This window comes from Acidiphilium sp. JA12-A1 (assembly GCF_000724705.2).
Lineage (GTDB): Bacteria > Pseudomonadota > Alphaproteobacteria > Acetobacterales > Acetobacteraceae > Acidiphilium > Acidiphilium multivorum.
Window position 1 is genome coordinate 1 of the sequence record NZ_JFHO01000071.1, and the last position, 21,993, is coordinate 21,993.

Here is a 21,993-nt window from a genome sequence, read left to right on the forward strand (position 1 = left end):
AACTGCGCCGCGCTAGGCGACCAATGGCCGGGATTGAGGGCAAACATCGGCCCGTGAGCCGTTGCCAGCGGGTCACTGGCCGCGCAGCCCGCCAGCATGCCGGCTGCGCACATGAGGATAATCAGGCGAGACAACATGCGTGAGCCCTTCATTATTTGAACCAGTTGGCTGGGTTCACGATCCCGGAAATATTGAAGTCCACACCGCCGCCAATGTAGGCGGCGATGCCGGGAAGCATGATCGTGATGAAGGCCGTGATGGCGGTATAGGCGGCGATTTCGCCGAGGATGACGATTTCGGTCTGCACCGGATCGGCGGTGAACGTGGTCGAGACCTTGGTGTTCAGAAAATCCGTCATACCCCCCGTGAACAGCGATAGAAGCGCTGTGACGAGGAGCAACAGGATCGCCAGGCCGATCAGCTTACCGAGCCAGCGGTCGGGGATACCCTTGGTATATTCGAAAAGATATCCGATCAGGAGGAATGGGCCGATAGCTACGAGAAGGCCCGTCAATGTTGTCGAGATGAGATAAACCGCGAACACGAGGGCAAGAGCGATGAAAAAGACGACAAGAACAAGCTCGATTTCAATGCCAAGCACGTATGGTTCGAGCACGCAGGTCATACATTTTGCTTTGTTGTAGATAATCTGACCGGCGATCCAGAATGTATTGAATGTATGGTCAAGACTCTGCGGGATGCTGCTCGTATCTCCAGATGAAAAGGTGCTGGCGACAAAGCTTGGCAGCGACTTCATGAAAAGCGTCTGGACGTAGGAATCATAAAGCGACGTTGAAGCAATAATGCCCACCACGATCGCCATCGTTGATACCTTTGAGATGCCGTAACGTATATCCAGGCTGCCGGTCATCATGAGGTATCCGAGGATGATGACCCAGATGACCAGGGCAGCGGAAAGAGGCGGTAATGCCGCCGACAACGCGGAGCCAACATCGCTATTCAGCGATTGCAGGAACCCCGTGCTGTACTGGTTATACATAAACTCAAAGAGATTGATGGTCGTGGTAGGGACGCTCATTAGTTTGAGGTCTTTCCAGCGACATATTGTCCGCAAATGGGCGGGGCGTCTTTCCCATCCGCCTTGCACAAAGCCCTGATTTCAGCGTCGCCTTGAGCCTTGGTCTGACCGCCGTTTGGCAGAGGGACGAGTCTGTCCTGCACCGATGGTGGTGCAATGACGTACACGTAGTAGGCCCCTCCACCTGCGATCACGCCGGCACCAATCAGGGCGTAGATGATGAGTTTCATTGTCCCTGACATGCCGAAGGCTCCCCGCCGAGAGTTTGGGCATCGCTGCACAGCGTTGAGAGCGTTTGTTCGCCGCCCTGTGCGTTTTCTTGTGCGGCAGCTTCCTGGCCCGCGCGGTTCTCCTCGAACGCCAATAGTTGCAGGTTTTGCGCCTGGGCCTGTTGGGCCTGGACATAGTTCTGTTCGGCGGAGAGGCGGGCCTGGATTGAGGCGACCTGCTGGATTGTCTTGGCGCTGTTCAGCTGGCTTTGAATCTGCGGCAGCTCTTGTTCGCGGGCCTCCAGAGATTGCAGATTTTGTGTGGCGATCGCCTCGAAATTCGCGGTCTCATTCGCGCCCTGTTGGATCTGCTTTGAACCGAAATCCGAGCCGGCCGGGATATAGACCTTGTTCATATTGTAATATTGTTGCGCGAGCGAGCCGACATTGCCGCTCAGCGAGGAGGGCGGACTGATCCCGTCAAGCATGTTTGGCAAGATGCTGGTGTTGGGCACCGTGTCCTGCATGGCCGATTGATCGAGCTGTTGCGCCCATTGGTTCGGATTCACGTTCTGCGAGAGCGCGTTATATGTCGATTTTAGCTCATTATATTGGCTGACGAGTTCAGAATATTGCTGCTTGGCTTCATTTAGCTGGTTGACGATTTGCGCCAATGAGGCGCTATCGATCACCGGGATTTGCGCCATGGTGGGTGAAGCAAAGCCGAGGATGGCGATCGCGCTGGCGATTCCGAGCCGGCGAGAGGGCTTGAGCATTTGGTCCTCCTATTCAACTTCCTCGTGGAACCGCGCCATGAACGCCGGCAGCCAGGCCGCCGGATCGTCGCCGTGGGTGGCGCGTAGCTGTTCGACAAACCCAACCGAGGATTTGCGGCTCGACAGGATCGCGACGAACTCAGGCAGAGCGGACAGGTCGAAATCGATGATCGCGGAGCCGCCATGCCGCTTGATGAGCAGTTGCCGGGAGTTGGGCAGCATGTCCTCGGCAATGGCGCGGAACTCGCCGGCGGTGAAGTTGAGCCGTTTGCGGTAGAGATGTTCTTCCGCACCAGGTGTTGGGCAGAACACCAGGGTTTGGCACTGGCGCAAGATGCTATCGCCCTGCGGTGAATCGAGCACCGGCGCGGGCTCCTGCGTCGCCAGAAGCACCACGGCGTTGCTCTTGCGGACGGTGAGCATGAAATCCGCCCAGATTTTGGCGAACAGCGGATTGAGCAGATAGAAATTGAACTCGTCGCAGGACAGCACAAAGCGGCGGCCATCGAGCGCCTGGCTGATGCGATAGAGCAGGTAATTCGCGGCCGGAGCACAGACGGTCCCATTGTCGAGGATGGCCGTCAGATCAAACCCGACCGTGGTTGCCTCAAGCGACACGTCATCACGTTCGCCATCAAAGGCCCAGCCGAGCGACCCGCCCTTGCACCAGCGTTCGAGGCGCGCGCCTGCCCCCATCGGATTGCGCCAGTCGAGGAACTGACGCAGCCCGGCCAGCGAGCGCATGTCCGGGGCCAGGCGCAGCAGGGCTTGAACGCCTCGGGTCAGGCGAGCGTCATCCTCGGGCGGGAGCGGGCCGTGCCCGTCTTGCTGGATCAGGGCGGTGAGCCACTGAACCAGGAAGGCGACCGATTCAGGGGTGTTGTCGAGCGCCTTGAGGGGCGCCAGGCCGCTATCCCGCCCTGCCCTCACCACCAGATAGCGGCCGCCGACAGCACGGCACAGCAACTCGCCGCCCCGGTCCTTGTCGAAGAACACCACCGCGCCGTTGCGCGCCGCGAAATATTGCGGGAACAGCGCCAGCAGGAACAGCATGAACGTGGTTTTGCCCTGGCCGATCTTACCGAAGATCGCCGTCATGCCGACATCCTCGACATGGGGCACGTAATCATAGGCCGTGCCCGCCGTGGTGCGGAAGCGCGCCATGGCCGGCCCCCACTTGCCGGCACGTTGGCCGCGCGGAAAGGCCTCGAAGCCAGAGAAGGCCGCGAAATTCCGTGTGGTGATGGTCCCCGGCCGGGTGCGCCATTTTCTGTTGCCCGGTAGTTGCGCGAAATAGGCCGCTTCCAGCCCGGCGCTTTCTTGCGCGACCACGCCGCCACTATTGGCAATCACCGTGCGGGTTAAGCCGGACAACCGATCCAGCTCCTCGATCGTGTCCGCATAGACCGTCAGCGAGAAATGGTGCTCGCCCATAGCGATCTTGCCCGAGGCGAGATGATCCTGGGCGTCCGCAAGGTCGCTGATCTGCGACTTGGCTTTGTCATTCGCAGCCGTCATCTGGGCGGCTTTCAGGCCAAGCCGTTTTTCAGAGGTATGCCGTGCGTGAAAGTCGAAAGTATGGACCATCACCACCGGGCACGGCAGGGAAAAGACCCCATCATACATGCCGGCATAGGTCTCAGACGGATATTCCCGATAACCGAAGATCGCGCCGAACCGAGACACCCCCGGCCCGCGCAGTTCAAAGGCGCGGCGGCCGAAGATCGCGCGATCGGTGTAGAGGGCGGCACCGAGCGGGCCGCTGACCAGGGGCACCGGCGCCGCCGTGCCCGTCAGGATCAGGCGCAGCGCCTCGGCGATTTCGCTGAAATAGAACTGGCCATTGGCGGCTGGCCGCAGGCCCAGCCGGCGAACATCATAGGGAGCGAGGGTTTGGCTGATGGTTTGCCAAACCTCCTCTAGCTGGCGGATGCCTTCGGCGGTTGCGTGGGGCTTCTGGCGTTCCCGTTTGCCACCGAACAAGGAGCCCGTGGCGCCGCCCGCCTTGCCGCCCAGCGGATTGCGGGGGGAGACAATCACCGTCAGATACCAGGTGTTTTGGTAGAGGCGCCCAGCAAGGACGCGCTCGCGATAGGCGCGATCGAGCGAAGCCGCGAACTCATTGGACATAACCGCGTGTGCGAGTTGCCCAGCCCCAGGCCCGCGCACGAAGGCGGAGTGCAGCGTCACATTGTCATCTGCGACGTTCTTGCAGAGCGCATTGACCGTGACCAGGCTCGCGGCGCGATCTGCATCGGCCGCCAGCTCATAGGGAGCGCCGGGAATTTCGGCCATGGCAAGAACGCTGCCGTCATCCATGAGCAGGATGTCCGGCCGAATATGTCCGAGATACGGCAAATAGCGTTCAGCGCTGCGTTCCGCCCTGATTCGATTACCCGGCATTGGGCATCCCCCTGCCCTGCTGGACCTTCATCGGGAACGGCGCGGGGGACGCCCCGCCCCAAGCCTGATTTTCACCGGCGCCGGTGGCCTTGGTGCGGAACCACAGCCAGGCCACACGGGGAGCGTTGTAGTCGTATCGAACGAGCCAGCGCGCCCCGAACCAGAGCGGCAGCACCAGCGTCAGATAAAAGGGATTGTGTCCAAAGATGACGATCATGGCGCCGATCATGATCATCACCACGGCCATCTCGATCGGCAGCCCGAGAAACAGCGCGGGCCTTGTCGCGGCGACAAATAGCGGATCGCGCTGCCGCTCGGTCATGGCTCAGCCACCGCCCACGAAGGTTGTCACGAGGTAGGAGCTGCCAAACACCAGCACCAGGCCGGCCGCGAGCCAGCCGATCGCATGGAAGCCCATGCGGCCGGTCCAGCACATGAAGCCGACTGCGGCCACGGCGAGCACGGCAACCCCCTCGCCGAATGGGCCGAGGATGAATGTCGCGATGTTGTCGATGATGGTTGTCGGGCTGGTGCCGCCAGAAACGACCTGCGCATGGGCCACGGCGGGCAGGAGGAGGCCGGCCGTCACAAGGACGGCGGGCTGTAGCCATGAACCCCGGCCCGTTTTGGTAGCCGTCCCAGCCGCGAAATTTGCCGCGCGATCGCGCAGCCTAGTGAGCCTTTGTTTCACCGCGAGTTTCCTGTTTAGAGGGTTGAGCGAGGCCGCTGGGGCCAGAAGCGCGGGACGCTTGAAGCGTCACCGCATGCGCCGACGCGAAGCCTGCCGGACCGATCGAGTTCGGGAACACATCCCAGGCAGGCGCATGCCGAGGGACAGGTGAATTTGAGAGGGTGGTAGGTTGGCTGGATTTGGCGCCGCTTGCCCTTGGGGCTGTTACGCCATCTGCGGGATCGATTGCCGGTACAAGGTATTTGGCGGTTGAGACTACGCGGCTGACATAGCCGTTCTGGAAACCTTCCCAGGCCGAGCCTGTATTGTAGCGTGACAGCGCCGCCAGGAGGGCCGCTTGGCGCCCCTGCCCGCCCGGCCGCTGGTAGTCCTGCACTAGGAGTTTCCCGGCTGCTCGCACCGATGCGCAAGCGTCGAATGCCGTGGCGATCGTCAAGCTCAAGCGGGCGAGGTTCGCGCTATCGATCTGCATGAGGCCGAGATCAACTGAATGCCCAGCGGCAATCAGATGTGTGGCAACGGCAATGGCGCCGCGGGCACCCTGCGGCCGCACGGTCTGGCGCGTCGTGTTGTCGTGTATCGCTAATGTGTTGAACCCCGATTCGGCACCTGCAACCGCGGCTAGCGTCGTTGGTGCGACCTCAGAGGCGCAGCGACTCGCGAGCACGAGGAAATGGGCCGGGGTGATCAGCAAGCTGCTGGCTCCTGTGCAAAACATGGTCGAGATCGGGTGACAGCAAGCACGAGTTGCATTCTTAGAAGAGGTGGCGTTAAAGTCAATAAAAGGTGGCTTTTAAAATGATTGAAGACATCTGTTTGCTGAAAACAATAGGGTTGCCTTATCGTCACGAGATGGCACGACCTAAGCGACTGACGATTGCAACGACCTTGAGGTTGGATGCTTCGACCGTAGAGCGCCTGGATAAGGTTCTCGGCGATGATGAGAATCGAGCCGAGTTCATCCGTAGCGCCGTCGAAACCGCGATCGCGTTGAAGGAGATTGGTCTCCCCGGCGATGTGAATGAGGTTCTCTTTGCGAATGAGACGCTGGTTGAGTTCTTGGCAAACGCCATGCGGCGGCTGATTGAGACCCGGCGGGCAATGCGGGGCAATGAAGCCGCGACGCTCAGGGATGGCGGAACAAAATAAAAGCGGATTCGAATATGTGGGCGTAATTAAAAGTGCGTTATGTTTCTTCTTGGACTTATCTCCGGCTTTGCAGATCAGTGCAAAAATGCCGAGTGCTTTTTTCATCCGTCGTTTAGAATTCACCGTCCTATGGCGGGAGCCGTAACCTGCTTACTGGTCTGTGATTGAGAAATCCCCAAACAGGTGAAGATTTAAGGTGCCGCAAGTTTGGGTTGCAAGAAGCTATCGTATTACACGTTAATGACACTTGCGATCCGCAGCATTCTATCGACGGGATTATTGAATCCTTCGAATTTCACTCGTGCAATAAAGAACCGGTGTTGATTTTCAGCGAGATGTGATCGGCGCAGGCCTGGCTTTTCCATCGGGGGTTGTCCGATGCGTGGGAGCTCGTATCCGTAATCGCGCCAAGCGGATGGTCCGGTACATGGATTACAATCTGGTGGAACCAGAGTGGTAATCCGAAGCGGTAATCAACACCCGGGCAAATTCTCCGGAATCCGCAGTCTGGCGTTGGAATCGGCGCCAGAATGCAGCGGCTACTGTTCTAAAGGAGCGGTAATCCGGAAGGGACGAACCGCCCTTGGATTGTGCGGAGGTTCCGCAATAGTAATGAGAGTGATAAACGACAGCCGTGATCCCGGTTGATTTTCCGCACCCATGTCCGAGAACCACCGGCCTGCCGTCCCCGCCTGGAAAATTTGTGGGAAGCCCACGAACCGTGCGCCCGCGCGCCACGGCAGAATCATCCGATACAAACAGAACGTCTTGCATTTTATCGCGAATGCGTCTCTGTAAGTCTATAAACGCCGCATGATCTCCGGGAGGAAAAGCTGTGGAAAAGCCGCCGGGACGCCTTGGTCCCGCACCGATCCGACGCACGCAGAGCCAGCGCACCGGCGCCATGCAGGAGCGTCTCTGCAAGGCCACGCTCGATGTCCTGGCCGATATCGGCTACGAASGCGCCTCGACCACCGAGATCTGCCGCCGCGCCGGCGTCTCCCGCGGCGCGCAGACCCATCACTACGCCTCGAAGCGCGATCTCATCCTCGCGGCCTACGACCACCTGCTCGGCACCTGGGAAGTCGAGCGCAAGCGCCTGCTGGCCGCTTACGAAACGGTCCCGCTGGAGCCGGAAACCTATATCAGCTTCCTCTGGGCCAAGTGTTGATTTTCAGTGAGATGTGATCCGAGCAGGCCTGGCTTTTCCATCGGGGTCTGCCCCACGCGTAGGAGCGCGTATCCGCACTCGCGCAAATGGGCAGTTTTGGTACATGGGTTACAATTCGGTGGAAACAGAGGGTCAATCCGAAGCGGAAATCAACACGGGCATCTCAGGGGGAGCTATGAAGTGCCTTGGCCTCGCCGTCCCGACCGGGCTGATGGCGTGCTTCCGTGAGGAATTCATGGACAAGGTTGACCGTGTGCCGTTCATGAGCGGCCTTGCCGTCACCGACCCGACCTGCAAGGCGCTGCGCGCCGGCCACCGGGTGCCGATCGTCTCGACCGGACGGCCCGGCGAGCGACCGGCGCTCAAAACCCCGAACCGCCTCGGGCGCGCCGCGCCGGCGCCGGGCCCTGATGCGGATCAAGAGCCCGGCCCGGGCTGAGCGGAAAGCTGCGAAAATCCCCGAACAGAAAATCAATATCTTGATCCGTATATTGGCACCATATGACTTATAACACGAAATAACCGTCTTTTTTGGGGCCAATCAGGTTTTTTAACTGATTTCCTGATATATATGTATAGCGCGATTTCATTACAGGCGGAGGACTCTCTGTGCGACTACTTGTTGTTGGAGCCGGATCCACGGGTGGTTATATCGGCGGTCGTCTTGCGCACATCGGACGAGACGTTACTTTTCTCGTCAGACCAGCGCGAGCCGCAGATCTGCGCGAACGAGGGCTACGCATTGTCAGTCCCCATGGCGATATAACACTGTATCCGAAAGTCGTGACGGCTGGACAAATCACAACCCAATATGACGCGGTACTCCTCACTGTGAAAGGTTTTCATCTCGATGCGGCGGTTTCGGACCTCGGACCGGCGGTCGGCCCGGAGACCATGATCCTTCCAGTTCTCAACGGCATGCAGCATGTTTACACTCTAGTCCGACGGTTCTCTCCACATAGCCTCATTGGCTGTACCTTAAAGGTCGCTACCATTCTTGAAGACGACGGACACATTGTTCAATTAACGCCACTCCAAGAACTGGCATATGGCGAATGGCACGGCCGTATAACCGGGCGTATCACGGAACTCGATCAATTTATGCAGGGCGCCTCAATCGGAGCACGATTGTCCAATGCAATACGTCGGGAAATGTGGGAGAAATGGATCCTGCTTTCAGTACTTGGGGCGAGCACATGCTTCATGCGCGGAACAATTGGGGATATCGAAGCTTGTTCTGGCGGTAGCGCGTTCGTGCTGGGATTATTCGATGAGATCGTTAATATTGTTAGTGCAATCGGCGACGCCCCATCCGACGACTTCTTAAAATCAACTCGAGTGCAATTAATGAAGGAAGGGTCTTTACTGACATCATCGATGTTCCGCGATCTCCAACGCAACAGGCCGATTGAGGTTGAAAATATCGTAGGCGACCTCGTGCGACGAGGCATCCGGGCTGGTTTAGAAGCCCCTCTACTCTCCGCAGCTTATGTTCATCTTCGTATCTATCAAAATCACATTGCCTCTATTGAATAGATTACGGAAAACAGCCCTCCCGCCAAGAGTATCAAATCGATCTCGATTTATTATATGACATGGGTGTTGTCCAAAACCATAGATGATAAGTGTCTGTCCAAGAACATCTTGAATCTCTGGAATCATTTATGATTCCATGGTGGTAGCCTCGATTCGAGGAACTGCCGATGTGGACTGTCGAGAACCGCGCCCGTTATGGCCGCAGCCGGCTTCGCTACCCCAGCGACCTGACCGACGAAGAATGGACGCTGGCCAAAGCGGAGATCCCGCGCGCCAAGCGTGGCGGCAACGCTCCTGGCCTCAACAGCGGCGCTTCCGCCATGATCGTGGCCGATCGCGCATTCGCCGAGACACAAGGGATCGCTCCGATGGGCCGCTTGGTGGCCTATGGCGTGGCGGCGGTCGAGCCCGGCTTCTTTGGGCTTGGACCCGCGCCAGCCGTCCGCCAAGCTCTGGAGCGCGCGGGATGGACGCTTTCCGATGTCGATCGGATCGAGATCAACGAGGCCTTCGCCGCCGTCCCCCTGGCGGTCATCAAGGAGCTTGGCATCGCCCCAGACATCGTGAACGTCGAGGGCGGAGCGATCGCGCACGGGCATCCGATCGGCGCGACTGGAGCGGTGCTGACCACCCGTCTGCTGCACTCCTTGCGGCGCGACGGCCTGCGCCGCGGCGTCGTCACGCTCTGCATCGGTGGAGGGCAAGGCATTGCGCTCGCGTTGGAAGCGCTCTGACGCGTTCGGGGGGCTTATCCTATCCTCGTCGGATGAGAAGTTGGCAGGCGCCCGCGATATCGGTGCCGATGTCGGGCACAATGACGCGAAAGATTTTAACGCATCGTGAGTGGGTCGGTGATGGCTTCTATCACGTGCTTTGCGACGCTGTGCGCGCCGCCGAAAGTTCACGAATCGTTTCATGCCAAGCGCGGAAGTCGGCCTATCCGCGGGCGGAAGCTTTTTAGGACTGTAGAAAACCTAGGAGTGCGCTTTCCGTCGCCCGCGGATTTTCCTCACACATGAAGTGTCCAGCAGCAACGGCCTCGCCCGTCACGGTCGTCGCCCATCGCTTCCAAGTCTCTATCGGCGAGGCCGTCGCGCCGGAGGCAATCCCCTTGGAGCCCCAGATCACGTGCAGCGGGACAGCGATTTGCCGCTTTCGGTCGAGATCTGCCTTGTCGTGGTCGAAATCTTGGTAAGCCCCAGCGCGGTAGTCTTCGCAAAGAGCCTTCACACGGCGGGGATCGTGCAGCGCCGTCAGGTAATGGGAGACCGCTCGAGCATCGAATCCGGCAGCAAATACCGGCCCGAAATAGCCTTCCGGGTCCGCGGAAATCAGCTTCTCCGGGACAGGAGAAGGCTGGGCAAGAAATGTCCAGTGGTAAATGCGCAGCGCCGATATACGGTTGAGAGTCGCCCAGTAGTCGTAGGTCGGTAGAATGTCCAGAACAGCGACACGTTCGACCTTGTCCGGATGATCGAGGGCGAGCCGGTAAGCGACCCGGCCTCCGCGGTCATGGCCGGCCAGGCAGAATTTTGCGTGACCGAGCTTTTCCATCACCGCCACCATGGCGTTGCCCATGGCGCGCTTGGTGTAAGGCGTATGGTTGGTATCTGTCTCGGGGATATCCGACCGGCCGTAACCTGGAAGGTCGGCGATAACGAGTGAGAAATGGTCGGCCAGCGCCGGCGCCACGCGATGCCACATCACGTGGGTTTGGGGATAGCCGTGGAGCAACAGCAGAGGCGGTCCTTTGCCTCCGAGCCGCACAAAAATGCGTCCGGCCGGCGTCTCGACGTGCATCTGTCCAAAGCCGGGAAAGAGATCGGCAAGCTCGTCCATAGTCTACCTCATCCGTTTACGTGGTCTGCGTCCGATAGACCATCAGCAGCGGCGTCGGTGGGCAACGACAAGCCTCCGACGGCGGCACGGCACGCGGCAAGTCCCTGGCCCACAGCCATGCCCTGCCACGTCGAGTCGTCGCTGTGAAACGCCCCACGGATCAGCTTCTTGATCTCCATGGCTTCTGGAGCAGTCGGATCGCCGTGGGCGTGAAGCCAATTGTCAGCGCGAAGCGCCGTATCGACCTTGTCGATCGGCTGAACCCCGCATTCCAAAGAAACGGCATCGACGATAGCGTTTGGGAGCAGGGCAGGCATCGCACTCAAACCATCCCCGTGGACCTCCGCTGAAATCGATCCTCCGCCGTAAATTGAAGTCGCCGCCGCTCCGATCCACGATCTCGTGCGGGCGAAGCCAGGATCGTCGCGCCGGCGGTGGATGATCGGTTCGGCATAGCCGTGGGGACCGAGCCCTGTGTGGAAGTCGACGATCATGACGCGAGCCGCACCAGCGAGATAGGATTTCAGGATCTCGGTCAGAACCATGCGGGACCAACTCGGCGCGGTTCCACCGAAGAATAGGCCATCGGGATGGCGCCATTGTCCCCCCGTCACCGCCTGCAAATACGCGCCCATGCCGTTGCGCTCCCGCCAAGCCGAAAGCCCAGCGGCGCTCGACGCCTGCGCCGCGGTCGACCAGCTCGCCGGACAGAGGTCCTCGGCGATCTCCTCATAGCGAGAGTTGTCCGGCAAGGGGCGATCGAAATCAATCCAATTCCGATTGAGATCGACATTGTCTTCGTTGGTACGACGCAGCCACGCGAAGCCATAAGGATTGACTGCGTGGACCAGGAGCGCCGCGGCGTCTTTCGGCAATCGGCGATACTCGCCACGAAGCATCCATTCGATCTGGGTCGCCGAACCGAAAAAGCCCTCGACACCATGAACGCCCGACAAGGCCACGAACACTCGGCTGGCGGAGCGGTCGCCGAACCAAGCGATGTCGACCGACAGATCGCCGCCGTCTGGGGCACGCGCATCATGTGTGATGCGTTCCAATTGCCCGCCATGAATGCCGGCTGCTTCGACGAATTTAGAGCGTGCCTGATCGTAATTTTCACCTAAACTATTCATTGCGCGATAATCTCCGACGAGTGATGACTATGCATGTACGGATCGCATGGGGGTTTGATCCTGGCCCTGGGTTCGCACTGTGAGGTATCGGCACAGTGTCCGTAGCTTTAGCGGCCCTGGAACGGGAAGGCAGGACGTGGCTTCTTCGCGTTGAACGCTTCGACAGAAGCGGGGAGAGCGAGCTTCACGTCCTCACTCTCGAATAGTGGCATGGCGATGTCGAACATCGCTTCATCAGCGGCGGTAACGCCGCCCGTTGTCCATAGGCGGAGCAGCGCCTTGTGAGCGACGTGAGCACGAGTTGGACCTCTCGCAAGCTTGGCGACAAGCGCGGAGGCCTCGCGGAGTAGATCCTCGTCCGGCACGACGCGGTTGATGACGCCGTACCGCTCCATGACACGCGCGGGCACCTGCTCGGAAGTCAACGCCCATTCCATCGCCTTTGATCGCCCCGCGCGTTCGGCGATGCGATAGACGCCGCCCAGCATGGTGACGATTGCAAGCGACTGCTCCGGGTGGCCGAAGCGCGCCGTTTCACCAGCGATGATTACATCGGCCCGCACCGCGAGTTCCAGACCGCCGCCAAAGCAAAGCCCCTGGACCGCTGCGACGGTAGGCATCGCTAATCGCTCGAAGCGATTGAAGCTGTTCATGTAGCGTTCGAACAGGGTGCGCAGTTCGCGGCTGGTCATCTCCGGCCAGGGGACGATATCCCCGCCAAAGCTGAAGTCGTCACCCTCCGCCCGCACAAGCAACGTCCGCGCGCTACTGTCGCCGATAGCGGTAAGCGCCGTTTCCAGCTCATCGATCATCTGGGGCGACAGGCGGTTCTGTGGCGGATTGTTCAGGATAATCGTGGCGATGCTGTCTTCGATCGTATGCGTCAGATGAGCCATGAGCTTTTTCCTCTTCAGACCAAATGCTCTCGGAACCAGGCAACGGCGGCCGCGCTCGCTTTCGGAAACTGCCCGACATAGGGATCGAAATGGCCTCCGGGGATCGTCACGAGCCGCTTCGGCTCCAGCGCGCGTTCATAGGCGGCCAGCGCGACGTCGGTGACGGTGATCGTGTCGTTCAACGCCACGACCATCAGCAACGGCGTCGGCGACACGCGTGAAACCCACGCACCGGGTTCATACATCCGGGCGGCCCGAGTCGAGCGAACCGTCACGCTGTTTTCCCAGACGCCGGCCGGTAGAGGCTGCAGGTAGAATTCAATCGCGTCCTTGGACCGATATGATGCCGGCACGGAAGGGTCTGCGTTCACGATCGCCTGGCGGCGCGGGGGCTCGCCGCGAAGTTGAGCGCGCTCGTCCTCTGAAAACGCGTGTTCGATCGCCGCGATAGCGTCCGGAGGAATGCGGCGTAGTCCTTGTTCATAACCGCTGATCGTCGGCACCTGGGCGACCACGGCCTTGACCCGCCGGTCCGTCGCGCCGAGTACGATGACGTGGCCGCCGGCATAGCTCGTCCCCCATAGGCCTATCCGCGAGGCGTCGACTTCCGGCTGCGCCTCCAGGAAGGACAAGGCGCGACGCCAGTCGGCGATTTGCCGCCAGGGATCGACGTCCTGGCGAACGGCGCCGTCGCTGGCGCCAAAGTTGCGATGATCGTGCAACAGGACAGCGAAGCCTGCGTCAGCGAAATCACGGGCGAAGGGCTCGATGCCATGCTCCTTCACGCCAGCATAGCCGTGAGCCATCGATATGGCGGGGCGCGGGCCGGCCGCGTCCGCCGGAACAAACAACCATCCCCTGAGACGATCGCCGCCATCGGTCTCGAATTCCACGTCCCTGCGATTGATCATGTCAGGTCCTCTTGCAAATACGGGCATATAAGACTTAATATAGGGGCATATGAGATGTTATGCAATCCGGTTAGCCCCATGACCCACGCGCATGAGACGGGAGGACTTCTTTTGAGCACGAGCAAGACCCTGGCAGCTTCAATCCCGTTCAGGAGTTCGGGATACGGATCGTACGTATTACTGTTCATTCATGGCTTCATGGACGCGGGCGCCGTATGGGATCGGGTGATCGCTGCGTTGCACGCAGATGTGCAGAACATAACGGTCGACTTGCCGGGCATGGGCTCGCTCTGCGCCTATGATGGCGAGATATCGCTCCGAGGCTATGCGGCGGGGGTTGGCCGGCTGGTTGAGAATCTCGGCAAGCCCGTGGTCATCGTCGCGCAAAGCATGGGTGCACAGATTGCCGAGCTTGTCGCGGTCACTAATCCTCGGCTTGTGAAGGGGCTCGTTCTGTTGGCCCCGGCGCCGCTCGGAGGGGTGCATGCTTCGGCGGAGATGGTCGAACCATTCAAGCGGCTCGGTGGAGAGCCTGTCTTGCAACGGCAAGCGCGTCGGAACCTCTCGCACGCGCTCTCACCCCAGGATGAGGCGCTGTTGGGCGACCTGGGCGACGTCGTGAAGCCGTCCGTGGTCTCCGCCCTGGTGGATGCCTGGAATAATGGCGATCTGGCCGGCGCCGAGCCCAGCGCCTTCACAGGTCCTGTCCTGATCATCCGGGGCGCTGCTGACCCCTTCGTCACGCGGGAGATGGCGAAGACCGAAGCCGAGCGCTTCGCCGAAGTCCGTAGTGAGGTGGTAGCTGAGGCCGGCCACTGGGCTCACATCGAACAGCCCGCACGCATCGCCGCACTCATAGACGGCTATCTGGAGGGTATGGATCGGTCTTCCGCCGCCGAGGGTGCGCTGGATTGGAAGGGCGCCTTTGCTAAGCGAAATGCGACGGCTTTCGCCGACGCCTTCGCCGAGGATGTGGTGCTGGAAGCATCCGTCTTGTACCAGCCCATCAGCGGCCGCGAAAACGTGAAACGCGTTATGGAGGCCGCCAGCAAGGTCTACGAGAGCCTCGAATTCACTGATGAGACGGCCGGCGAGTCCCGTCAGTATGTCGAGTGGACAGCGCGCGCCTTCGGGGGCGTGAATCTCAACGGCGTCACGGTGATCACACGCAATGACTCCGGCGCCATACAGCGCGTCGCGATCCACCACAGGCCGCTGGGCGGAGCCCTGCAATTTTCTGCGGAGATCGGTCAGCGCCTGCGGGGTGTGATCGATGCGTCCCATTTTCTGGCGGCGGAGGATCTGCCGCACGCGAACCGGAGTTAACGCCGATGATTCTCGATGCAGATGACCTTGACGCGGCGCAGACCTACAAAATCTTGATCTCGACGATCGTGCCGCGCGCCATCGGATGGATCAGTACTCTCTCGAAGGATGGGATTCCCAATCTGGCGCCATTCTCCTTCTTCACGGTCGTTGGTCGCAAGCCTCCGGTCCTGTCCATTACGATTCAGCACAAGTCGGACGGCGTCACGCTGAAGGACACTTACGTCAACATTCATGACACCGGAGAATTCGTTGCAAACCTCGTGACGCTCCCACTCGCGGAGAGAATGCACAAAACCGCGTTCGAGCATCTGCCCGAGGTCGACGAGTTCGAAGCGGCAAGCCTCGAGAAGGCTCCGAGTGTGGTCGTACGTCCCCCACGTGTCGCCCTGGCCCCCGTTGCTATGGAGTGCAAGTTGGAACGCGAATTCACCGTCGGCGACTTTGGCGACCACGTAGTGTGGGGCCGCGTGGTGCGTTTCCATCTTCGGGACGATATTTATAATCCCGCAAACAGTCACGTTGACACCGCGGCCCTTGCGCCGGTCGGCCGGCTCGCGGCCGAATACACGCTGGTCGAAAACGTGTTCACCACGCCGCTCGAACCGACAATTTTACAAGAGCGCCAGGGGACGCGCATGCACCGCCTCGACGGACGCCCAGCGGATTGGTCGGCCGTCGGCCAGAAAAACTGGTCGCCGTCTGGTTCCGTCCTGGAGAAATGAAGGTGTCGAGCCCTGAACCCGATATCCCCGGCCTTTGCAACTGCACCAAACTCAGGCGGGCGGCTCGCCACGTCTCCCGCTTCTACGACGTGCAACTCGCGGCCTCGGGGTTGCGCGTAACCCAGTATGCGATCCTCGGACTCCTCAAGCATCGGGGTCCGAAGTCGATGCTTGAGCTGGCGGCGCTGATGACCATGGATCGCGCTACGATCGGACACAATTTGCGTCCCCTTGAACGGGATGGCCTGGTCAAGATCGAGGTTGGTCCCAATGATCGCCGTGTCAGGATGGTCTCCGTTACCCAAGCGGGTCTGGAGCGGGTCGCGTTAGGACGGCCGGGATGGGATCGGGCGCAGGCCGAGTTCGAGGCCGAATTCGGCGCCCATAACACAACGGCCATGCGTGAGATGATGGATAGGGTTGTCGCTTGCGATCTAGACGGAGCGGATCGCAGCTGACCAGCAGAAGAAGCACAGAGGGTCTCCAGGACGCGGCAGGTCCTGAACGTGCAGGCCTGAGTAACCGCGAAGGCCGACCCGGAATGAGATCGCCATTTTGGACATCCCCAATCTGGTGCTCACGCAGTGACATGACTTGGAGGACGCAATGACAGCCGAAGTAGTCACCAACACGACGATACCGGTTCGGCATGTGAAAATCGAACTTCCTCAGACGTTTGAGCATGCACGAGCGACCTTTGAATCAATCCTTCCCAAATTTGACGGCCGGATCTCCAATCTCTTGCGTGAAGGCGAATTCGAGGGCGCAAGAGAAAAACTCGAGAGCGGCCCGGAGCTTGCGATTTTTCAGAGCCGCGACCATGGAAACGTATTGAAAGTCGCCGGATTGGCACGCAAGGCATTGCAGTACGACGTCGGAAATCCGCTCACCGCATCAAGGATGACCAGGCATCAACTGGCTGCCGCGCTCTACGCGCCATTCCGTGTAGTACTGTACGAGAACGAGAATAGCCATGCGGTGTTCGAATACGACAAGCCATCATCGCTATTCGGACAATTTGGGGACAAGGAGGTTCTGGCGGTCGCGCAGACGCTTGATGCGGCGATTGAGCGGACCCTTCAACAGGTGAGCAAAGCAAGCCTGAACAAATAATGGGCCGACCGCGCTCCCTGCGTCCGAGCAGATAAGGGAGCTATGGTTCGCCGACGCGCAAAATTGCGGGCCTCCGCACTCAGGCGATGATTCCGATAAACTGCCCGCTCGGGTCGATCGGTGAAGGCGTGAACCTCGGAAAAGGTCCACTGATGTTTCGACATTATTCGGGACTCGGGCCCCGCTCAAGATAGGTCGAGAGCGCGATGTAGCTTCTCGTCCCCTTGAAGCCTTCAATTGCGTGGATTTTCTCGAGCAATTCCTCAAGCGATTGGGTATCGCGTGTCCGAACCTTCAACAGCATGGAGCTTTCTCCGGTTGACGAATGGATCTCCTCAATGTCCGGGAATTTCCGAAGTTCGAGAATCTGTCTGGTCACGGTCCAGTTATCCGTCAGAACGTGGACAAATGCCAATAATGGCCGTCCAATCTTCGCTCCATCAAGTTGAGCCGTCGTGGCCTTGATGACTCTTTCCTGCTTCAGCCGCTTCGCTCGCTCATGGACGGCGGGCGCGGACAGATGGAGTAGACGGCCCAATTCTGCGTAGCTGCGCGTCGCGTCCTCCGCGAGGAGGCCTAATAGCTTTCGGTCAGTTTCGTCCAATCTGGCGGGTGGTGACGGTCTTTGCCGAACCGCAGTCGTTTCTGACGTCATAGAGGCGCCCTTCCGTTGATTTCGAACGTAGTACGGCAATATCGTAGTTTCACCTTACCCCATAAGGATATGCACCATTTACTCTGAACGTCTAGAGGTCGCCATGAACGGGTTGAAGACCGCCATCATCGTCCTGGAGACCCTGCCGACATGGCAGAAGCTCAACGTTACCGCCTTCCTTGCCACCGGCATCGGCGATGCGTCTCCGAACGCGATGGGCGAGATTTATCACGACGCCGCGGATCGGCCGTTCACGCGTCTTTTCGGTGAGCCCATCGTCATTTTCACGGCACCGCAAGGGATTCTGGTACATGCTCTTAATCAAGCTCTTACGCGCGATCTGACGCGCGCTGCCTATGTCGATGCGATGTTCTTTCAACCCAATGGTGAAGCAGGCCGAGCCGTTTTCCGACGAGAACCTCTAGACGCCCCTAACTTGGTCGGGCTCGCCTTGCGTGGCCCACGCAATGAGGTCAACGGCGCCACCAAAGGGGCGCGGCTACATACGTAACGCTCGAAAATCGGCAGGCCTGACGAACGCGGGGTTGCGTCAGCAGCGATCCAAGTCACTCAAAAACTAGGAGAAGGTACATGAAAACTGTCGTGCAGCATGTCTTATCGCGTCTGAATGACATCGGCGTGGAACATGTCTTCGGCGTTCCTGGCGATTTTGCGTTTTCGGTAAACGATGCGATTGTAGCACATCCGGAAATCCAATGGATCGGATGCAGTAACGAGCTCAACGCAGCTTATGCGGCTGACGGTTACGCACGTGTGGCGGGCGTCGGCGCGATCTGCACGACGTTCGGCGTCGGGGAGCTCAGCGCGAACGCCGGTGTTGCGGGGTCCTATGCAGAGAAGCTGCCCATCTTCCATTTGGTGGGGATGCCGAGCGTCGCGACACAGGCATCGGGCGCATTGGTACATCATACCCTCGGAGACGGAAACTTTGACGTCTTCCGGCAGATGGCGGATGCGATCGTCTGCGCCAGCGCCGTCATGACGCCGGAGAATGTGGTCGCGGAAACCGAACGCCTGATCGCGGCAGCATTGTACCACCGTCGGCCGGTCTACATGGCTTTTCCGTCCGATCTCGCAGACAAGCCTGCTTTGGACCTTCGGTCTCAAATCCCCACGTCGGCCAGTGATCCCGCGATGTTGACGGCCGCTGTTTCAGGAATCATCGCGGGCCTCAAAGCTGCGAAGACCGCCTGTGTTTTGCCAGGAATTCTCTGCGCTCGGCTCGCTCTCGAGCGGACCATGACGGAGGTGATCGAAGCAACGAATCTTCCGTTCGCCACCATGTTTGGTGATAAGGCCGTACTCGACGAACAGCATCCGTCGTACATCGGCATGTATGCAGGCCGGATGATGAACGAAGATGTCCGAGCCTTCGTCGAATCTCGCGACTGCGTCCTGATGGTCGGCACAGAGATGAATGACTTTAACACGGCGGCTTTTACGTCACGTCTCAATCCGCAATGCCTGATCACGATTTCCCATCACGAAACGAAAATCGATGGAAGGGTCTTTCCCAGTGTCGAGATCGAAGACCTGTTGCACGAACTCGCAAGAAAGGCCCCGAGGTTTGCAGATCAGCCGCATCCTGCTGTCCGCAAAGCGGTCGTTCCGCTACCGTCCGGCGGGGTCATCAAAGCAGGCTTCTTCTATCCGAGGTTCGAAAGCTTCCTGCGCGACGGAGACATTGTCGTCGCCGAAGCCGGAACAGTGTCGATGGGGATGGCCTTTGCCCACCTTCCCAAGGGGGCGGCATTTCTCAACCAGACATTGTGGAACGCCATTGGGTGGGCAACGCCCGCGGCCTTTGGCGCGGCTATCGCTGCGCCGGACCGTCGCGTCGTCCTCTTCACTGGTGAAGGATCGCATCAACTAACGGCCCAAGAGGTGGGCCAGTTTGCCCGCTATGGCCGACGCCCGGTCATATTCATTCTGAACAATGGCGGCTATCTGATTGAGCGTCTGCTGTGCCGCGAGCCGCAAATTGAATACAACGACTTGGCGCAGTGGCATTACGCCGAACTTCCAAGAGCGTTGGGTTGCGACGACTGGCACACCGTCCGGGTCGAGACCGAGCAAGACCTCGACAAGGAGCTCGGGGCGATAGGATCGTCAAACACCGCCAGCTACGTGGAAATCGTGACGCCGCCGGATGAGGCGTCACCGTTTGCATTGAAGATCCATGAGAACATCGCTTCGCTGTATGGGTCAGGCGTCGAGCAACACGCCTGAACCTATTTTGTGGAAGCGTGGCTATCGCTGGCTAGGGCGATAGCCACGCTTCTGATACGCAGACGTTGGGGTCGCCGTCTGCCAGAAGTGGATGAACAGCACCTGGGTCTCGGGTCTTGACAGGCTATGCCGACATCGCGCTCGCCTCGCTAGACCCCACCAAGTCGGACCCACGTCCATTATCGAGGAATGATACCGAGAACACCGGCGATTGCAGCGGGACCCAGACGGAGGCCGAATGAGTGAAAATTGCTCGCTAAAACCTCTTTCTGCCGTCAGCAGGTTAGCCGAGCGGATTCAGTCCGATCACCAGTTTGTGCAGCCAGAAGGCAACGACTGTCCATGAGGTCGTGCCGATGACGAGGCTAAGCAGATCGCCGCGCAAAGTCCCTGCAGGATAGATTGTGCCTACAATTTGATCGTGACGACGCGACACGACAAAGTCAATGATAGCCCAGATCAGAAATGAGCTAAACAGGATGACGTCACGTAGCATGCCGATAGACGCGAGATGGCCAAAGGCCCATGCGATCACACCCGCAAGCATCGGGTGGCCAAGCCATTGTTTCAGGTGGTTGCGAGGCACATACGCGGCCGCGATGAGGATAAAAGCTGCCAGGGTGAGTAGGATGGTTAGGTAATGTAACCAACCAGGGGGGGCGTACAGCCGGTAGGAGGCGTCCCGTGCTTGTCCAAAGCCAACGATCATTAGGATGAATCCGATCGCAGATATCAACGAGTAAATCCCCTTCCAGCCCACCGCTCCAAGTCGGGTTACCTGCCGGTCACGCCAAGCTTTTGCGAGTATTCCAAGTGAATGCATACTCAGAAAAATCGCCATGCCTAGAAAGAATAAGAACACGGAATATTCTCCATAATTACTTTATTTCGTTTTCGGATTGCATTGAATTCTGTATGGTGTATCAGGTCGCCATTCGAATAACCATCTTCAACATCCCGGCCATAAAAGTTCATCTCGATCCTTCGGGCAGACCTGCAGTCATCCCGAGCAAAGATCAATCCGTTCTTGCGGCTGATGATCCAGAACACTGGTTCATCAGCTGGACACCCGCATTAACACTGTGCCGGTTCTTGAATTCGTAATTCACTGAGCCGGTGGTGAATTGGAGGCGGGTGGAGGGAGGCGTGGTCGCTATTCGGGCTTTAGCAGGCCGCTACAGAACCCTTGTCCTGGTTTAATTTGACTGATTCTATTCTCCCGAGAGGAGAATGGGATGCGTGACCTGCTCCCCGATTTGTCCGCGACTATAAGTTAGCGCTGTTCGAATTTGGTCCGTTCTGGAGCGAGTTGCAAATTCGGTCGGGATGAACCCGTCGAGGCTCGTGTGCGGCCGGTTGAGATTGTAGTCGATCCTCCATTTTTCGATGATGTGGCCGGCGACGCTTTTGCAGGCGCTGTACTCGGTGCGCTCGGAGCGGATGCTGATGGAGCAGATCAACCGCTTTGACCTTGGCGGGCCGACGCCGGATGAGAACACGATCCGGCAGTTCCGGAACAACTGAAATCAACTACTATTAGTGTCCCCTTTTTTGATGAATACGAGGCGATCCCAAGATATGTCAGAGACGCCCCGTAGGTCGTTCTGAGCTTCAATCCGCTGGATGCAACTCATACCGGCCTGCTCTGCCAGAGAAATTGTCTCGTCTGGTCCTACTTCAAACATTCGCCGTCCAGGCGGTGGCGGTCCATGACGAATCGAGAATACCACGACTCCCCCTGACCGGATGAGGGCGCTGATTAAAGGCATGGCATGCTGTCTTTGGCTTTGATCTAGGTGCATCCAAACCGCAGTCAACATTATGACATCAAACATCTGGCGGCGTTTGGTAACGGTTGGTAATTCGGGTAGGCAATCATTTAGCCATTCAATGCGGCGGGATTGGTGCAACTGAGCCGCTCGTCTGCGCAGTTCGGAGACGGGTTCGATTGCAGTGACATAATATCCTAATTGCGCAAACCCTGCAGCATCACGGCCTGTTCCCGCCCCTATATCGAGTAGGTGGGAAGGCGCCGGTGGTATGCAGTACATTATTGGTCTATGAACAGCCTCGAATGAAATGCATTCATATTCCTGAAAAAGCTTATCTATTTGATTCGCATACCCTTCGGTTCCGCTGAGATCAGTTCCTTTCATCTGTTAGTCACCTTC

The 21,993-nt window shown here is 58.9% G+C and carries 27 protein-coding genes and 1 pseudogene; 13 read left to right on the forward strand and 15 right to left on the reverse strand.

Going from position 1 to position 21,993, the window contains the following annotated elements:
- The 8 genes from RT91_RS23045 to RT91_RS20655 all read right to left on the reverse strand — a co-directional run.
- On the reverse strand, nucleotides 1–152 hold a 152-nt coding region (locus tag RT91_RS23045), incomplete at its 3' end, for a type IV secretion system lipoprotein VirB7 (protein ID WP_408735339.1).
- Nucleotides 152–1,039: a type IV secretion system protein gene (locus RT91_RS13705; protein WP_035187739.1), complete on the reverse strand. Its 888-nt coding sequence runs from the start codon at nucleotides 1,037–1,039 to the stop codon at nucleotides 152–154. The genes RT91_RS23045 and RT91_RS13705, both read right to left, overlap by 1 nt.
- The gene (locus tag RT91_RS20650) at nucleotides 1,039–1,269 is read right to left on the reverse strand and encodes a hypothetical protein (RefSeq protein ID WP_082468602.1); all 231 of its coding nucleotides are present in this window, start codon (nucleotides 1,267–1,269) and stop codon (nucleotides 1,039–1,041) included. Before RT91_RS20650 ends, RT91_RS13705 begins: the two co-directional genes overlap by 1 nt.
- The gene (locus RT91_RS13710; protein ID WP_035187740.1) at nucleotides 1,266–2,024 is read right to left on the reverse strand and encodes a type IV secretion system protein; all 759 of its coding nucleotides are present in this window, start codon (nucleotides 2,022–2,024) and stop codon (nucleotides 1,266–1,268) included. Before RT91_RS13710 ends, RT91_RS20650 begins: the two co-directional genes overlap by 4 nt.
- A gap of 9 nt (nucleotides 2,025–2,033) precedes the next feature.
- Nucleotides 2,034–4,427, reverse strand: a complete 2,394-nt coding sequence (locus tag RT91_RS13715; protein ID WP_035187741.1) for a VirB4 family type IV secretion/conjugal transfer ATPase — start codon at nucleotides 4,425–4,427, stop codon at nucleotides 2,034–2,036.
- Complete coding sequence (locus RT91_RS13720) at nucleotides 4,417–4,749, reverse strand: type IV secretion system protein VirB3 (protein WP_035187742.1); 333 nt, start codon at nucleotides 4,747–4,749, stop codon at nucleotides 4,417–4,419. The genes RT91_RS13715 and RT91_RS13720 overlap by 11 nt, the downstream gene beginning before the upstream one ends.
- A 3-nt stretch (nucleotides 4,750–4,752) precedes the next feature.
- Entirely contained in the window at nucleotides 4,753–5,118 is a 366-nt protein-coding gene (locus RT91_RS13725) for a TrbC/VirB2 family protein (RefSeq protein WP_051788299.1), read from the reverse strand.
- Complete coding sequence (locus tag RT91_RS20655; protein WP_082468603.1) at nucleotides 5,099–5,812, reverse strand: lytic transglycosylase domain-containing protein; 714 nt, start codon at nucleotides 5,810–5,812, stop codon at nucleotides 5,099–5,101. Before RT91_RS20655 ends, RT91_RS13725 begins: the two co-directional genes overlap by 20 nt.
- 104 nt (nucleotides 5,813–5,916) lie before the next feature.
- On the opposite strand from RT91_RS20655, the gene RT91_RS22005 reads away from it, so the two are divergent.
- From RT91_RS22005 to RT91_RS22605, 6 genes and pseudogenes are all read left to right on the forward strand, one after another.
- Nucleotides 5,917–6,267 carry a hypothetical protein gene (locus RT91_RS22005; protein WP_035187743.1) on the forward strand — a complete coding sequence of 117 codons (351 nt, stop codon included), beginning with the start codon at nucleotides 5,917–5,919 and terminating at the stop codon, nucleotides 6,265–6,267.
- Nucleotides 6,268–7,102: 835 nt separating this feature from the next.
- Nucleotides 7,103–7,438 (forward strand): TetR/AcrR family transcriptional regulator, encoded by a 336-nt coding sequence (locus RT91_RS13735; RefSeq protein ID WP_055726024.1) that lies wholly within the window; start codon nucleotides 7,103–7,105, stop codon nucleotides 7,436–7,438.
- A gap of 175 nt (nucleotides 7,439–7,613) precedes the next feature.
- Nucleotides 7,614–7,877, forward strand: a complete 264-nt coding sequence (locus RT91_RS13740) for a hypothetical protein (RefSeq protein WP_035187744.1) — start codon at nucleotides 7,614–7,616, stop codon at nucleotides 7,875–7,877.
- Nucleotides 7,878–8,047: 170 nt separating this feature from the next.
- The gene (locus tag RT91_RS20665; RefSeq protein WP_082468605.1) at nucleotides 8,048–8,974 is read left to right on the forward strand and encodes a ketopantoate reductase family protein; all 927 of its coding nucleotides are present in this window, start codon (nucleotides 8,048–8,050) and stop codon (nucleotides 8,972–8,974) included.
- A gap of 167 nt (nucleotides 8,975–9,141) precedes the next feature.
- Nucleotides 9,142–9,261, forward strand: a pseudogene (locus tag RT91_RS22600) (IS5/IS1182 family transposase); the annotation flags it as partial.
- 81 nt (nucleotides 9,262–9,342) lie between these two features.
- Nucleotides 9,343–9,708, forward strand: coding sequence for a hypothetical protein (locus RT91_RS22605; RefSeq protein ID WP_240314307.1), 366 nt, complete (start codon nucleotides 9,343–9,345; stop codon nucleotides 9,706–9,708).
- A gap of 223 nt (nucleotides 9,709–9,931) precedes the next feature.
- Here the strand turns inward: RT91_RS22605 and RT91_RS13755 are convergent, their stop codons facing one another.
- From RT91_RS13755 to RT91_RS13770, 4 genes are all read right to left on the reverse strand, one after another.
- Nucleotides 9,932–10,813, reverse strand: coding sequence for an alpha/beta fold hydrolase (locus RT91_RS13755; RefSeq protein WP_035187746.1), 882 nt, complete (start codon nucleotides 10,811–10,813; stop codon nucleotides 9,932–9,934).
- An 8-nt stretch (nucleotides 10,814–10,821) separates the two neighbouring features.
- Nucleotides 10,822–11,946 carry a M14 family metallopeptidase gene (locus tag RT91_RS13760; RefSeq protein ID WP_082468606.1) on the reverse strand — a complete coding sequence of 375 codons (1,125 nt, stop codon included), beginning with the start codon at nucleotides 11,944–11,946 and terminating at the stop codon, nucleotides 10,822–10,824.
- Nucleotides 11,947–12,053: 107 nt separating this feature from the next.
- Nucleotides 12,054–12,842, reverse strand: a complete 789-nt coding sequence (locus RT91_RS13765; RefSeq protein WP_035187747.1) for an enoyl-CoA hydratase/isomerase family protein — start codon at nucleotides 12,840–12,842, stop codon at nucleotides 12,054–12,056.
- Nucleotides 12,843–12,856: 14 nt separating this feature from the next.
- The gene (locus RT91_RS13770; protein WP_035187748.1) at nucleotides 12,857–13,753 is read right to left on the reverse strand and encodes an alpha/beta hydrolase; all 897 of its coding nucleotides are present in this window, start codon (nucleotides 13,751–13,753) and stop codon (nucleotides 12,857–12,859) included.
- 78 nt (nucleotides 13,754–13,831) lie between these two features.
- Here RT91_RS13770 and RT91_RS20670 point away from each other — a divergent pair, with 78 nt between their 5' ends.
- From RT91_RS20670 to RT91_RS13790, 4 genes are all read left to right on the forward strand, one after another.
- Nucleotides 13,832–15,079, forward strand: coding sequence for an alpha/beta fold hydrolase (locus RT91_RS20670; RefSeq protein WP_160321859.1), 1,248 nt, complete (start codon nucleotides 13,832–13,834; stop codon nucleotides 15,077–15,079).
- 5 nt (nucleotides 15,080–15,084) lie between these two features.
- On the forward strand, nucleotides 15,085–15,804 hold the full coding sequence (locus RT91_RS13780) for a flavin reductase family protein (RefSeq protein WP_035187750.1): 720 nt from the start codon (nucleotides 15,085–15,087) through the stop codon (nucleotides 15,802–15,804).
- On the forward strand, nucleotides 15,801–16,262 hold the full coding sequence (locus RT91_RS13785) for a MarR family winged helix-turn-helix transcriptional regulator (protein WP_035187751.1): 462 nt from the start codon (nucleotides 15,801–15,803) through the stop codon (nucleotides 16,260–16,262). Before RT91_RS13780 ends, RT91_RS13785 begins: the two co-directional genes overlap by 4 nt.
- Before the next feature lie 148 nt (nucleotides 16,263–16,410).
- Nucleotides 16,411–16,917 (forward strand): DUF302 domain-containing protein, encoded by a 507-nt coding sequence (locus tag RT91_RS13790; RefSeq protein WP_035187778.1) that lies wholly within the window; start codon nucleotides 16,411–16,413, stop codon nucleotides 16,915–16,917.
- A 163-nt stretch (nucleotides 16,918–17,080) separates the two neighbouring features.
- Here the strand turns inward: RT91_RS13790 and RT91_RS13795 are convergent, their stop codons facing one another.
- The gene (locus RT91_RS13795) at nucleotides 17,081–17,572 is read right to left on the reverse strand and encodes an Lrp/AsnC family transcriptional regulator (RefSeq protein WP_035187752.1); all 492 of its coding nucleotides are present in this window, start codon (nucleotides 17,570–17,572) and stop codon (nucleotides 17,081–17,083) included.
- Between the two features lie 103 nt (nucleotides 17,573–17,675).
- Between RT91_RS13795 and RT91_RS13800 the strand changes: the two genes are divergently transcribed.
- Nucleotides 17,676–18,083 carry a DUF2000 domain-containing protein gene (locus RT91_RS13800; protein ID WP_035187753.1) on the forward strand — a complete coding sequence of 136 codons (408 nt, stop codon included), beginning with the start codon at nucleotides 17,676–17,678 and terminating at the stop codon, nucleotides 18,081–18,083.
- A gap of 80 nt (nucleotides 18,084–18,163) precedes the next feature.
- On the forward strand, nucleotides 18,164–19,822 hold the full coding sequence (locus RT91_RS13805) for an alpha-keto acid decarboxylase family protein (RefSeq protein ID WP_035187754.1): 1,659 nt from the start codon (nucleotides 18,164–18,166) through the stop codon (nucleotides 19,820–19,822).
- 283 nt (nucleotides 19,823–20,105) lie between these two features.
- Here RT91_RS13805 and RT91_RS13810 read toward each other — a convergent pair whose 3' ends face one another.
- Nucleotides 20,106–20,684 carry an NnrU family protein gene (locus RT91_RS13810; protein ID WP_240314302.1) on the reverse strand — a complete coding sequence of 193 codons (579 nt, stop codon included), beginning with the start codon at nucleotides 20,682–20,684 and terminating at the stop codon, nucleotides 20,106–20,108.
- A gap of 524 nt (nucleotides 20,685–21,208) precedes the next feature.
- Between RT91_RS13810 and RT91_RS21530 the strand changes: the two genes are divergently transcribed.
- Nucleotides 21,209–21,346 (forward strand): transposase, encoded by a 138-nt coding sequence (locus RT91_RS21530; RefSeq protein WP_152982832.1) that lies wholly within the window; start codon nucleotides 21,209–21,211, stop codon nucleotides 21,344–21,346.
- 2 nt (nucleotides 21,347–21,348) lie between these two features.
- Here the strand turns inward: RT91_RS21530 and RT91_RS20675 are convergent, their stop codons facing one another.
- Entirely contained in the window at nucleotides 21,349–21,978 is a 630-nt protein-coding gene (locus RT91_RS20675; protein ID WP_082468608.1) for a bifunctional 2-polyprenyl-6-hydroxyphenol methylase/3-demethylubiquinol 3-O-methyltransferase UbiG, read from the reverse strand.
- Nucleotides 21,979–21,993 lie beyond the last annotated feature (15 nt).